Source organism: Exiguobacterium sp. QJM3NY_9 (assembly GCF_056173545.1).
Genome location: NZ_CM149679.1, coordinates 177,585 through 191,674, shown reverse-complemented (window position 1 = coordinate 191,674; position 14,090 = coordinate 177,585). Strand labels below are relative to the sequence as shown.

Here is a 14,090-nt window from a genome sequence, read left to right as displayed (position 1 = left end):
CTCGGAACGGTCTCTTCAGACTGTAGACAACGTGCTATCGGGAGATAAAGCGTCTTTTTTCGTTGCTTTCCTCAGGCGAGGCACAAGCCGCTGCTCCTTGGATCCTAGCGGACAATGAGCAGGGTCTTGCCTGCCTCTGGCAAGTCGCGTTAAAAACGCACTTTTCCTGTAGGAGTCAACGAAACGTGACGCTTTTTAGGTAATACCGTGACGGAAAGCCGGACGTGCAGGCGGTTTAGAGCGCCGCGATTCGTCTCGAATCGCTTTTAAAGCGAAAAGCAATCGGTCGCGACCCTGCAGCTTTGCTGTAGCGGCGTGACCGATTGCCGCTTTGAAGACGAGGCGAGACAAGGAAGCGCGAACGGATTGCCTCTCAATATCACATGTTCAAGCTTCATAAGAGTTTATCTACCCACTGAAAAGACCGTTCCCCCATTCGGAACGGTCTCTTTTTGAAGTCATCCGCTTATAAGTTTGCTGCTTCGAACGTGTCGCCACCTTCAATCGTTCCGTTATCAAAACCTTTTTGGAACCAGCTTTTCCGTTGTTTCGATGTCCCGTGCGTAAAGCTTTCCGGCACGACGTATCCTTGACCTTTTTTCTGAAGTGTATCGTCACCGACGGCATTTGCAGCACCAAGCGCTTCTTCAAGGTCGCCTTCTTCCAACAAGTTCTCCCCTTGCGCGTGATGTGCCCACACGCCGGCATAATAATCCGCCTGCAGTTCGAACCGGACGAGGTATTTATTGAATTTCTCTTCGCTCATCTTTTGACGGAGCGGCATGATCTCATCTGACGTCCCGAGTAACGTCTGGACGTGATGACCGACTTCGTGGGCAATGACGTAAGCCATCGCAAAGTCGCCAGGCGCCCCGTACTTAGTTTGTAATTCATCATAAAAACTTAAATCAATGTATAATTTCTGATCACCCGGACAATAAAAAGGACCGACCGATTTCCCGGCTTGCCCACACGCTGAACTGACTTGGTCGGTATAAAGGACAAGTGTCGGTTCTTTGTATGTCATCCCGTCTTGTTTAAACTCCTTCGTCCAGACACGTTCCGTATCGGCGAGCACGACCGAGACAAAATCGGCGGCTTCTTTTTCTTTCGCTGTTTCTTGATAGCCTGAGTTCGTCCCGCTTTCTGAACCGGATAAATCCCCAAGCAAATCAGCAGGATTCCCACCCATCAACGTCACGACGATCAAGATGATGATGCCAAGTCCACCTCCGATTCCAGCAATTCCTTTCCCACCCATTCCCCGGCGGTCTTCTACGTTTGAACTTCGTTCTCTTCCCTTCCACTTCATGCGGCTTCCTCCTACCAATTTCGATGTTTTTATATACCCGTTCAGGCATTTATTCATGCCACGTTCTTTTAGAAAAATAATGGATGTGCATCTAACTTTTTTTCCAGTCAACAAACACATGCGTGCAACCGATAGTCTTGATACGCCTACAAAAACAGGACTTTGTCTTTGTTTTAGTTTTAACTAGAAATCGGAGGAACTTTATTTTATGAAACGTCATCAACTCATGCTTGGCATCACGTCTCTTATCGTCGTTTTATCTTTAATCGTCCATGGACTCCACCGCTTCACAACGTTTGGAGAAGGCTACTCCCTTTTACAGGGAAAAGGACCAGCCGCGTCGCTCGCTACGTTAACGGTCGTCGCGCTGATTCCTGTCTTTTTTCTCTTTGCAGTTGTTATCCTGTACCGGCTTAATCCCCAAAGCAAACAGGTCGCCATCCTCTTGACACTGACGCTGACATTCGCAAGCATGTCAATCATCGCCGGTGGAGAGGGTCTCGTCGAATATCACTTCTCGATTTTCATGGTCCTGGCATTGATTGCCTATTTCCGGCGAATCGACTTGATTTTAATCAGCACGGTGTTATTTGCGATTCAGCATCTTGCCGGATTCTTTTTTGCACCGACGCTACTGTGCGGAACGACCGGGTATCCGTTTAGTTTGTTGCTGATTCATGCGGTGTTCTTAGTTTTAACGAGCAGTGCCCTGATCATTCAAGTATTCGTTCAAAATCGTGAACGCCACGCGGCGCACGCACGGGAAACGGAAGCAAACACGCTAATCACGAACGTCAGTCAACAAATCGAAGCACTGGTCGGTCATTTAAAAACGAATACGACACACTTGAAGCAAGCTGCTGCAAACTCGGTTGTCGTCACAGATCAGATTGCTGCTGCCATCGAACCGATTGTCGACTCTGCCGACGGTCAATATCAATCGATGCAACATGGAACGAATCAGTTACAGCAAGTCAATCAAGCAATCGCGACGATTCAAACACAGATGGCGACGACGGCAGACACAGCCGTCCACATGACAGCCACCGCACGTGAAGGAAATGAAGAGATGCAGTCGATGGAACGCCGGGTCGAAGGAATGGTCGAAGCGACGAACCGCTTAAACGATTCCGTCGAGACGATGACAGGACGCTCCGATCAAATCCAGACGATTCTCGCGAGTCTTGAAGCAATTGCCGGGCAAACGAACTTACTTGCACTCAATGCAGCGATTGAAGCTGCGCGAGCCGGTGAAGCGGGACGCGGCTTCGCCGTCGTTGCGACCGAAGTCGGGCATCTCGCCGTCCAGTCACGAAGCTATGCCAATGAAGTGACGGAAGTGTTAGAGGCTCTTGTCGAAGACACAAACCAAATCAAGGCAACGGCCCGAGCGTATGCCGAGACGTTGACGGAAAACCGTCAGATGACGAAACGTGTCGGTCAGACCTTCGCTGATATTACAGGAATGATTCAAGATGTCGAACAGCATATTCGCTCGATTCAAACAGCACGCCAAGGTGTCGGTACGCAAATGCTTGAAATCGGTGAACGCATGGATACGACACGTGTCGCTTCACTTGAAGTGCGTCGTGGAATCGAATCGACAGCTGCAGGACTCGAAGAACAGGCTGGTGTCCAACACGAATTTGAAACGATGACCGATTCACTCAATCAAATGACCGATTCGCTCGAACAACTCGTTGATGAACTGACGAACCACGTCGAATCCTAACAGTCAGGTTCCTCCCATAGGCGGAGGAACCTGATGTGCTTTTTTATTAAAATTAAATGAACAAACTCTAGGATTCTCTTGTCTGGACCCCGAATAACTAACTAAGACTGACCTTTTTAAAGAGAGGAGTTCTTGAATGCAGACTTCACGAAAACAGCTGATGGATTCCTTGAAGCGATTCGGACGGACGTACTGGAAAGATGCCATCGTTTTATCAAGTGTTCTACTTGTTATCTTCTTATATGGCGCTGCCCTCTTCCAACCAGGGATGGTCGTCTTTAGTGATTTGTCGTTTGGTTTATCCTCCAATCGTTATTTAGAGGAAATCTTCGGTGCCTGGAACAATCGTTGGAGTACGACGACGTTGCTGAACGTCGCTCGTCTCATCTATATTTTTCCGTTTTACCTGTTAAGTTTACTGTTCGGTGCTTCGGGACCGATTTTGATTAAATCATTCATTTTTGGACTCTTAATCGTTTCCGCTGTATCGATGTTCGCTTTCACGAAACGACTGCACTCCGTCTACGTCTCACCTCATTTTTCTTTCTTATCGCTCGTTGCATTCGGTATCGCCGCACTCTTTTACGCCTTGAACCCTTGGGTCATCACCCGGATTCAACACATCTACCTATTATGTGGCTATTCGGTTTTCCCACTCGCCTTACTGTTATTCTTCAACATTTTCGACCCAAAGTTTCGTGAACAATTGAATCCGAAGTTCACTTTGTCAGATCGTCTGTCGCGGCGGACCTGGATTGACATCGTCGGACTAGCCGTCGTGTTTGCTTTTATGGCGGCTGGCATTCATTACTTTTTCTTTTCATTGATTTACATGGGCATCATGGTCGGACTGATTTTTTTAAAGACGTATTGGGCGCATCGAAGAGAAGGAATTCTCAAACCGTTAATCGGTTTCTATGTCCGATCCACACTCGCTTTTTCGATGATTTTCCTGTTGTTTAATTCCTATTGGTTCTTAATGTACGTCGGCTCAATTTTGACAGGTTCACAAGCATCGCAACACAATATCAACGTATCTGATACCTTGATGTTGTTCAGTCGCCACTCCTCCTGGTCAAACGTTCTCTATTTGACGAGCTATTGGTGGCCGATGTTCGACTTAACGACGTTACCGATCAGCTTTTGGCTTGGCGGCGGTATTATTTTATTGCTCGTTCTGCTCGGGGCGCTCGTCTCCTATCGGCAACCAATCTTACTGTTCTTCACTGGACTTAGCATTCCGTTAATCGTCTTTGCGACCGGGACACATGAGCAGGTCGCAGACTTTTTTGTTTTATTCGTCACGAAAACGCCACTCATCGGTGCGATGTTCCGTGACCCGAACAAGCTCGTCGGGTTGCTGATGGTCAGCTATAGCCTTTTGCTTGCCTCTAGTCTCGCGACGATTTTTAATCGTCCATCAAAAACCTTGCCACTTGCGCTTTACCGGACGTTCGCAATCGGCATTACTGTCATTGCGCTCAGTCTATTCTTTCTCCCGTATCGCGCGGTCTATATGGAAGGCTTTTATCATCCTGTGAAGATGCCACAAGAATATTCTGCTGTTCAAGAACTGATTGACGGAAAGTGGCTCCAGTTTCCGATTGCTGACGAAATGACACAACCAGGTACAGGTGTCGCGACGCCAACGTGGAACAAAAACCCGAATCCTGACGGAGAGGTCAAGGCGACAGGCGACGTTCAAGTATATGGTTCGCAGACCGATACCGTCTTCCATCACGAAGGTGCCTCCCCGACCGTCGGCTATATGATGACGTTCATGCAATATTTACTCGACACAGGACGATCCGACCAGGCAGGACAAATCGCTAAGGCCTTTGGTCTGAATCAGTTCGCTTATCGGACGGAATACTCCGGGATGGCTGAACGCCAAGCCTTCAACAAAGAAATCTTGGCAACACAACACGATCTTTTAGCGACGAAACAAGTCGGGTTGTTTACTTTATTCGATTTAATCGAACCACTCGGGACACGAACCGTCCCACAGTTGATTTTGACACCGTACGGACTCGAACGGTCCGTCACCTACTCGACACTCGATGACTACTCGCTTGGTGCACAGTCGATTTTATTTGCGACACAAGCCCATCAAGATGGACTATCGTGGCTGAAACAAGATGACATCATCGAGATGGCTGAAGAAAACGATCTTTTGCTGAGCCAAGTCCCGGATGCATATTTTTGGAAACCGTTCGACGCAATCGATTCGGCCAATTCGTTTTTGAACTGGGGAAAAACATTTTTAGCGAACAGTGATTGGCGCTGGTACTTGCGCACGCAAGGTATTACAAATCCAGCGTTCGATCTCGACTTTGGTGATGGAATCGGTTTATCGTTCGCCTCAGCTAAGATTGACGTACCTGTCTATAAACTTGATCAACTAAAGACGAAGCAGATCGCCTCGTTCAATTCAATGCTCGAAGACGAAACGTTTTTTAAAGCCGATAATCCTGACGTCGTCGACTTATCACCGAACCCGATTTCAAAAGAAAATAACTTACCTGTCTTACGAGCAGAGGTCGCTGAAGGTGACCCGAAATACATTTGGCAGGTCGCGAAGTCCGGTAAGTTACAAGCGTTACCGAACAATGCGTACCGGTTCGATATCACGGCTTCCGGTCGCGGGGTCGATCGCCTGCACGTCAAGGTCCGCTTCTATGACGCAAAGGATCGTGAGTTGAATCAAACCTATGTCGTCGCCCCGCGTGACTCGGGTGACGTCGATGCGATTCACTTGCAAGGGGAGTTCGTCACTCCGAAAGATGCGACGACGATGCGGATCGATTTACTGAGTTTCCAGCGTCCGGAACGTAAAACGTATTGGTGGATCCACGACATCAAGATTTTCAGTTTCGAAGACTATATGGTCCCGAATACGATTGAGATGACAAAAGAGACGGTCCGCGGGCGCTACGCAGGCTATGCACGCGTCCTCCTGAATCAAAATGGCGGACAGCTCGATTTTGAGTTCAACGGGCAAAACATTCCAATTAATACAAAGCAGACGGCCGGTGCCAAGCTCGTTTGGGTCCCGCTCGGAAACCTTGTCGCAGATAGTACCAGTTCGACGTTACGCGTCACGAATACGGTCGGATTCAATGCCATCCAAAATATCGTCTTGATTCCAAAACCAGAACTAACTGACTTAAAAGATCAACTCGAAGAAAAGCTCGCCATTACGAAAACGATGATGGTCCTTGAAGCCGAAACATCGTTTGATTACACGGGACACTTACAATCTGAGCGAAACTATCCAGGCCTCAGTTTCGGGAAAGGCGTCGCTGCTCAACGCGGCACATTGAAACGTGCGATTGATATTCGAGAAGACGGCACGTACGACATCAAACTAAAGGCGACGCGACCGACGAACACGAAAGGACGCCTGACGGTCTTGATTCGTGACGGTACCGATGAAGTGTATCGCCAAACCCTGAGTGCGAAAGACTTCAAGGAGACAGACATCCGAAAAGAGAAGATTGGTCAACATACGGTGACATTCGATCCGCTTTATCGTGATTTCCCGTACCAACTCGAAGCGTTATCTGATGTTTATCAAACACTTCATCAAATTACGCTTTCGGACATCCCACTCGCAAGCGGGCGCTACGAGATAGAACTCGATTACGAAAGTGCCGTCCCTTCTCTCGTCACGATGGACGACCTGCATAAGTTCGACCCGAATGAAATCGTTACGGATAAACCACTCGCTGAACCGGAAGCCGCCGCCAACTGTGCGAGCTGTGTCTCGATCACAGAGGACATGTTCAGAGATCGCGAACAGGATGGTATCTACACGATTGACTACGACCCGACCTGTTCCTGTGATTGGTACATCTACGCATCGCAAAAGGTCGAGGCGAAACCGAACCATGAGTACTTGCTGCAATTTGATGCCGTCAGTCAAAATGTCCGCCAGCGTCATCTGAAAGTCTATTACCTTGATGAAGACGATCGTGTCATCGGGACCGATTTCATCAACGAGGTCGAAGAAGACAAGAAAAGTCGCTGGAATCACTATGAACAAATTCTCATCCCACCAAAAGAGGCTGTCCGGATGCAACTGCACATTTGGACTCGTGGAAATGAAAAGACGGCAGGAAAACTGAAGCTTAAAAACCTTGAATTTTTGCCGTACGAAAAATTGATTCTCGTCGATCAATTCATGCTTTCTGAACAGACAGATACACCCTTGTTCGCAACAGCTGCTCCGGAGACGCTTGACGTCGTCAAGTCGTTGATGCGTCGACAAATCACGAGTCAGCAGACGCTCGGTCGCTTTACTGTCAACGACTCGCCGACTCCACTCTTTGAACTACAAGATGGCGACACTCCGATGCGAGGAAACATCGCCCTGAACGGTGTCACCCAACTCTATCGTTCGACGCAACAACAGGCTGCCGTCACCGTCGTCTTACGCCCGATCTATTATGCCGGACTCGGATTACTCGCTCTAGCCTTCCCGCTCAGTCTATTACTGATTGGATTGATGACCGGACAACGGTTCGAGCCGTTCCGGACACGACTTCGTGAACGCTTCGCAGCTAGACGACGCTTCAGAAAAAAATAGACTAGACGCAAATACCCGCTCGGACTCACAGTGATTAGAGTCCAAGCGGGTATTTGTTAACGGTGGCGTTTATAAAGTTGTGCCATCGTCTTTAAAAAGGCGACTGAATCTTTCACGATATTGACATGAGACCCTTCCCGTTCGATACACGTCACGGGTTGTTGAAAGACGCGTAGGTTCTCTTTTTTCGCCGCATACATCAGCTCGAGATCAATCGCTAGACCACTCTCGACGTGAAGGTACGGTAAGATCCGATGAATGATGCGGCGGTTAATGATTTTGAGACCCGTCTGCGAATCCGTCACACCTTTTGGTAAAAATGCACGCGTCAAATTTCGTTTGGCAAAACTCATCAGCCTGCGGACCATTCCCCGGTCTTCAATCGTCAAATCCTTCGTCCCGATGACGATATCATAATAATCTTCCTGAGCGACCGTCAGCAATCGTGCGATGTCCTCCGTCTGAAACGAATTATCGGCATCGACGAACACATAATAATCACTCGAAATATTTTGCATCCCTTCGATGAACAAACCTGCCTTACGCGTATTATGCTCCACTTGATGGACTTCGAGATAACCGACGGTAAACAATGTATCCGTCGCATCCATGACGATCGCCCGGTAATCATGCAATAAATCTTGTGAGCGGTCGGACGAGGCATCGTCAAAAAAGTTGATGGAGGCATGGATGTAATCTTCACTGACGAGTTCTGCCAGGTTCTCCAAAAATTGTTTGACGTGCCCAAAACGTTTCTCTTCGTTAAATATTGGTAATATAAAGGCTATAGTGTCTTTTAAAATGGGATATTCCGGATGAATCAAGTGTTGCACTTCTGCAAATAGCTCATTTGGATACGAGGGTCGGTAGGAAAAGATACGAAACACACCGTCCCCATGGATGTCCTGGAATGGAAAATCACCTTTTGCGCGGACGACTTCTTCAATCAATAATACCTTCGCGCGGGGGCGTCGTTGACGGATCAAATTGACGATTCTAATTTGGTCAGGTTGAGCGACGTAGTCGACGATATACAATTTAACATCATGTTCCGCTTCCGCCGTGTTGACTTCCGTTAATGCGATTTGTTCAAATGAAGCAGGACTCTTAACGGGCTGTGTGTAAAGTAGTACGGGATAGTAGGAGATTAATGCTTCGTAAGGAATGTGTCGTTCTTGGTCAGTAAAGACTACGATATGCCCTTGACTCATGCGTTTTCATCCTTTCCGTTTCACTCAAATCGATGGATTGGAGGGAGTATACCTTGACAAGCTTTTTGAATCGACATGCGATCATTTTCATTTTTCCATTTCTTGACGTATTGCTGAATGTCGTCAACTACGCCTACCACTTATTACTTGCTCGTGAATTATCGAGCGTCGATTATGGACTACTGAATGCCTATCTTGCCTTACTCGGGCTGTTGCTGATCATCGGTAGCGCTTTGCAGTGGACGGTCACACGGGATTTAAGTCAGCGCCTGGATAACCAGTACCGTCACTTACGTTTTCGGCTACTGCTTTACACGGGATTCATTTTACTTATCTTAATGTACGTATTACCATTCATTCTACCTTTTACCAAAATAAACCTTCTTCTAATCGCATTTACAATCTTAATCCATATCTTACTCTCGTTCCGACGAGGGATTCTTCAAGCAGAAGAACGCTTTTATGCGTTGAACCTTTCCTATTACGTCGAGTCGGTCGTCAAAGTGGCTGCCACTTGGCTATTCCTTCGTTATACAGATGTCACACTCGCACTCGTTTTTATCTTGATCGGCATGCTGATGGCCTACTTGATTAGTTTAGTTCAAGTTCCATTTCCTAAAAGCGCGGGTACGATGCGCTGGCATGGTCTGACTCATATGATTCATACACAAGTCGTCATGACGTTGTTCTTCACACTCGACAGTCTGCTCGTTACTCGTTTTTTCCCGACACTCGCAGGAGATTATTCCGTCGCGCTTCGCTTCGGTCAATTGCTGTTATTCGTCGCCCTTTCACTTTCTCAGTTACTTTTACCACGTCTCAGTAGTTTGAATCAGTCCAAATCGTTCGTCGCTTGGGAGCGTAAACTTTACATCGGAATCCTGATTGGACTCAGTTGTTCTGTTTTATTCTATTTCACCGCCATCCCGTACATCATCCCCATCCTATTCGGAGCGGGATACGAACAATCCGGTCAGTACGTAAAATACATGGCACTCATCTACAGCGGTATCACTCTAATTCAGTATGAAGCACTCGTACAGTTTTCCTTACACCGGACGAGTTACTTGAAATGGTACTGGGGAACGTTAGTGTTACTCATTCTCGCGCTTCTGCTCTTTCGACAAACGATTGAAATTTGGTTGACGGCTCAAGTCGTCGTTTTTCTCACAAGTGCCATCTTCTTACGCTTCATCCTCAGAAGATATCGCGTACCTACTACGACTCCAGGAGGACATGACGCATGAAACCACATCTCTTATTTTTATCTTGGCGTGACATCAAGCATCCAAAAGCAGGTGGTGCCGAAGTGTTCACTCATGAAATGTTAAAGCGTGTCGCTGAAGATTACCGCATCACCCACATTTCCCCTCGCTTCGAAGGTGGACATGACGTCGAATTTCTCGACGGTATCACATACATCCGGCGCGGGACACTCGCGACCGTCATCGCTTACGCCTGTAGCTATTACCAGACGCATGCCGCGACGATTGACCTTGTCGTCGATCAAGTCAATACCCATCAATTTTTCACTCCGCTTTATGTACCACGAACAAAACGAGTCCTCTTCATTCATCAACTGACACGTGAAATTTGGAAGATCAACGTCAAACAACCGTACGCCTGGTTAGGGCAACAGACGGAGACGCCCCGCCTCCGTCTCTACCGGAACGATTTGGCGTTGACTGTCAGTAAGTCGACCGCTGACGATTTAATCGATATCGGATTCGTACCAGAACGTGTCACGATTTTACCGGAAGGTCTCGATTTCATCCCTTGGCCGGAAGAACAATGGCAAGCCAAAGAAGCACAGCCGACTTTCCTCTATGTCGGACGGATGTCCGCCTATAAAGGAATCAACGATGCGATTAAAGCATTCGTGACACTCAAACAAGAATTTCCCGAAGCACGCTTTTGGGTGATTGGTAAAAAGGATGAGGACTATATTGAAAGCGAACTGAATCCTCTCGTCCCAGAAGAGATGCGCCAAGATATCACCTACTTCGGTTTTGTCAGTGCGGAAGAAAAACTTGAACGGATGAGTCGCGCGACTGCTTTACTGTTCCCATCGAAACGTGAAGGCTGGGGATTGACCGTCAGTGAGGCGGCAGCGGTCGGGACACCAACAATCGTCTATGACGCCCCTGGTTTACGGGACGCCGTCCAATATGGATTAGCAGGATATATGGCAACGTACCAGACACCAGGTGCTTTAGCCGTCGAAATGCGCTCATGCATAAAGGATCGCGAACAATACGACACGATTCGCTACGCTGCCCATCGTTTCGCAAAGACGCTCCACTGGGATAATACGGGACAGCATTTTCGGGAATGGCTCGAAGGCGTACTCGTCCCATCACAATTCAAGGAGGGATATGAATGATTGGAATTGCCATGTCGACGTATGAAAATGAAGCCATCATCCATGAAACAATCACTTCACTCAAGCTCCAACAAGCAGCATTCCGGTGTGTCATCGCCGATGACGGCTCGACAGATGGAACGGTCGCTTTGATGCGCCAGATGACTGCCGGCGATGAACGGTTCGAGATCATCGCACTGCCCCACGGTGAGCGTGGGATTGCCCGCAAGACGGCGATTGATCGATTAAAAGAACTCGGTGTCGCTTATCTCTACGTCATCGACTCCGATATGGTGTTGGCTGATGATTTGTTAAAAAGTTGTCTGCTCTACCTTGAGGCGCATCCTTCCATCGGTGCCCTCGTTATTCCGGAACAGGCCTATAGCGAGTATTCCAATTACTTCAGTCAAGTCAAAGTCTTCGAACGTAACCTCTTTAACGTACCAAACGACCGACTGGATTCGAATTCGATTGAAGCCGCTCGGTTTTGGCGGCTCGACGCGTATGTAAAGTCAGGTGAAATCGACCCGGGTCAAATCAGCTTCGAAGAAACACAACCGACGATTCGCTACCTCGAACAAGGCGGTGAAATTCGACGCGCCACGTTTACGTTCGTCCGCCACAATGAAAAACAGGTCGAGCTCGCCGACCTGTTGAAGAAAAAGCGCTATTATTTTGACGTCATGCCGACGACGCTGGCAAGTGAAGAAGGGGGTTTCCTGAAAGCACTTCAACGGTGGTACTTCTTCCGTCCCGTCCTTTACCATCCGGCAAACATCAGGAAATACGCCAGTCACCCTAAATTGACGGCCGGTGTCATCTACATGTATCTTCGTCTCAGCTTGATTGGTGTCAGTTCGCTTCTTTTCAAACGGGTTTCTTGACCGTCGCTGCAGTCGATTGGTAAAGGATGAACGTTCCGAATTGGGTCGGAAACTCAAACCGCCGGATTCCGCTTGTTTCATCGCTCGGTGCATTTTTATCTTCCGGAGTTAGCTCACGCTGACCGATAATCGTCCCATCTTCAAAGAATAGGCAATAGGGACGATTCGAGTTCAGCAATACTTCATTAAAGGCTCTCGAGATGATCAATTTACGGGATTTCAATTCGACGACTTCTTCACCAATCTTTTCTAAAATCCGTAAAATCGTCGCATCGACCTTTAATGGTTTTGTCATCAACCGACTAATGTTCCCAGAATTGACGGCGGCGAGTAAGGTATGAATTTGGACATAATCGGTTAAGACGACTTGTCGAATGAGCGGATGCTGTTTCGTCACCTGACTCAGGAGTTCGACCCCGTCCATTTCTGGTAATCGCAGTTCCGTGATGATGACATCGATATCGTGGCGTTCCATTAATTCAAGTGCTTGTTCTGCCGATACAGCCTCAATCACACGTTGCTGATCTTCTACTAATTTCCGTTGCAAAATTTTCCGAGTCGGTTCATGTGAATCTACCAATAAATAAAGTGCCATCTATAATACCCCCATTTTTTTAGTGAAAGGATGGATTACAATGTATATTCTCTTATTATCTGGTGGGTCAGGAAAACGACTCTGGCCGCTCTCGAATGACTTAAGTTCAAAACAATTTTTACGTATCTTAGAAGATCGTCATGGACAAAAACAATCGATGATGGAACGTGTATTTCTCCAACTGCAAGAAGCCGGCTTGTCGGAACGCACCGTCATCACGACAACGGAAGCGCAACTCGATGCGATCGAACATCAACTCGGTCAGGATGTCGCCGTCATCTGCGAACCATCTCGTCGCGATACCTTCCCCGCGATCATGCTCGCGACCAGCTATTTGGCTGAAATCGTCGATCCGACGGAAACAATCGTCATCATGCCCGTTGACCCGTATGTCGATACGTCCTTCTTCGAAACGTTCACCCTACTCGATGAAGCTGTCCACGCACACCCGGATGCCCTACATTTAATGGGCGTTGAACCGCTGCACCCGACACCGAAGTACGGGTACATCATTCCAGAAAATGCTGATCCCATGGCACGCGTTAAAAAGTTTCAAGAAAAACCGACGACCGCTGTCGCGGAACAATTGATTCAAGAAGGTGCCCTTTGGAACTGCGGGGTCTTCGCATGCCAACTCAGTTTTCTCATGAAGCAATTGACTGCGCAAGACGTCCCGACCGGCTATCGTGATTTGCTCGTTGCATACGATTCACTCGAAAAAACTTCATTCGACTATGCGGTCGTCGAAAAAACAGAATCAATTTATGTTCGTCGCTATGATGGGTACTGGAAGGATCTCGGGACATGGAATACATTAACGGAAGAAATGCCAAGCGTCCTTCACGGGAATGCACGGCTTTTGAAGTCGACGAATACGCATATCGTCAATGAACTGCAAGTCCCTGTACTCGGAATCGGTTTAAAAGACTTAATCGTATCCGTCAGTCCGGATGGTGTGCTCGTTTCTTCTAAAGAAGAGACTCCCCATCTTAAGGAATATCTTGTCGACCAAAACTTGCCACCTCAATTCGAATGGAAACGCTGGGGATATGCGACGATTTTGCATCAACAACTCCTCGACGATGGACGTTATGCCGTTACACGCCGTTTGCACATTAAAGCAGATCAAAAGATTAGTCACCATTATCATGAGCATACCGACTCGACTTGGAGCATCCTTAAAGGAAAAGCAGAAGCCATCATCGATGGTGAACGCCAACTCCTTGAGGCTCCAGCCGTCGTCCACATTCCGCAAGGTGTTCCCCACACATTAAAGACGATTGATGATTTAATCATGATTGAAGTGAAATACTCTGTCGATTGGACGGAAGAAGACAACTATCCCCTTCCGATTTCGTTACGCTCCAAAGGATAACCTCTTTTTTTACTTCTATTACGTGTAGACA

At 47.7% G+C, this 14,090-nt stretch carries 9 protein-coding genes; 6 read left to right on the top strand and 3 right to left on the bottom strand.

Features of this window, described 5'->3' with window-relative positions:
- Positions 1 to 466: 466 nt before the first annotated feature.
- Positions 467 to 1,312, bottom strand: a complete 846-nt coding sequence (ypfJ, locus tag AC0VYQ_RS01100; protein ID WP_214767639.1) for a KPN_02809 family neutral zinc metallopeptidase — start codon at positions 1,310 to 1,312, stop codon at positions 467 to 469.
- A gap of 208 nt (positions 1,313 to 1,520) precedes the next feature.
- Between ypfJ and AC0VYQ_RS01095 the strand changes: the two genes are divergently transcribed.
- A complete protein-coding gene (locus AC0VYQ_RS01095; RefSeq protein WP_475404018.1) occupies positions 1,521 to 3,044 on the top strand; it encodes a methyl-accepting chemotaxis protein in 1,524 nt (507 codons plus the stop codon).
- A gap of 136 nt (positions 3,045 to 3,180) precedes the next feature.
- Positions 3,181 to 7,632 (top strand): MFS transporter, encoded by a 4,452-nt coding sequence (locus AC0VYQ_RS01090; protein WP_475404017.1) that lies wholly within the window; start codon positions 3,181 to 3,183, stop codon positions 7,630 to 7,632.
- 56 nt (positions 7,633 to 7,688) lie between these two features.
- On the opposite strand, the gene AC0VYQ_RS01085 is transcribed toward AC0VYQ_RS01090, so the two are convergent.
- A complete protein-coding gene (locus tag AC0VYQ_RS01085) occupies positions 7,689 to 8,843 on the bottom strand; it encodes a glycosyltransferase (RefSeq protein WP_475404016.1) in 1,155 nt (384 codons plus the stop codon).
- A gap of 53 nt (positions 8,844 to 8,896) precedes the next feature.
- Between AC0VYQ_RS01085 and AC0VYQ_RS01080 the strand changes: the two genes are divergently transcribed.
- The 3 genes from AC0VYQ_RS01080 to AC0VYQ_RS01070 are packed head-to-tail and all read left to right on the top strand — an operon-like array spanning position 8,897 to position 12,089.
- Complete coding sequence (locus tag AC0VYQ_RS01080) at positions 8,897 to 10,090, top strand: oligosaccharide flippase family protein (RefSeq protein WP_475404015.1); 1,194 nt, start codon at positions 8,897 to 8,899, stop codon at positions 10,088 to 10,090.
- Positions 10,087 to 11,226 (top strand): glycosyltransferase family 4 protein, encoded by a 1,140-nt coding sequence (locus tag AC0VYQ_RS01075; protein WP_475404014.1) that lies wholly within the window; start codon positions 10,087 to 10,089, stop codon positions 11,224 to 11,226. The genes AC0VYQ_RS01080 and AC0VYQ_RS01075 overlap by 4 nt, the downstream gene beginning before the upstream one ends.
- Positions 11,223 to 12,089, top strand: a complete 867-nt coding sequence (locus tag AC0VYQ_RS01070) for a glycosyltransferase family 2 protein (RefSeq protein ID WP_475404013.1) — start codon at positions 11,223 to 11,225, stop codon at positions 12,087 to 12,089. Before AC0VYQ_RS01075 ends, AC0VYQ_RS01070 begins: the two co-directional genes overlap by 4 nt.
- On the opposite strand, the gene AC0VYQ_RS01065 is transcribed toward AC0VYQ_RS01070, so the two are convergent.
- Complete coding sequence (locus AC0VYQ_RS01065; protein ID WP_475404012.1) at positions 12,073 to 12,684, bottom strand: response regulator; 612 nt, start codon at positions 12,682 to 12,684, stop codon at positions 12,073 to 12,075. The two genes, AC0VYQ_RS01070 and AC0VYQ_RS01065, sit on opposite strands and share 17 nt — an antisense overlap.
- Positions 12,685 to 12,724: 40 nt before the next feature.
- Between AC0VYQ_RS01065 and AC0VYQ_RS01060 the strand changes: the two genes are divergently transcribed.
- The gene (locus AC0VYQ_RS01060; protein ID WP_475404011.1) at positions 12,725 to 14,059 is read left to right on the top strand and encodes a sugar phosphate nucleotidyltransferase; all 1,335 of its coding nucleotides are present in this window, start codon (positions 12,725 to 12,727) and stop codon (positions 14,057 to 14,059) included.
- Positions 14,060 to 14,090 lie beyond the last annotated feature (31 nt).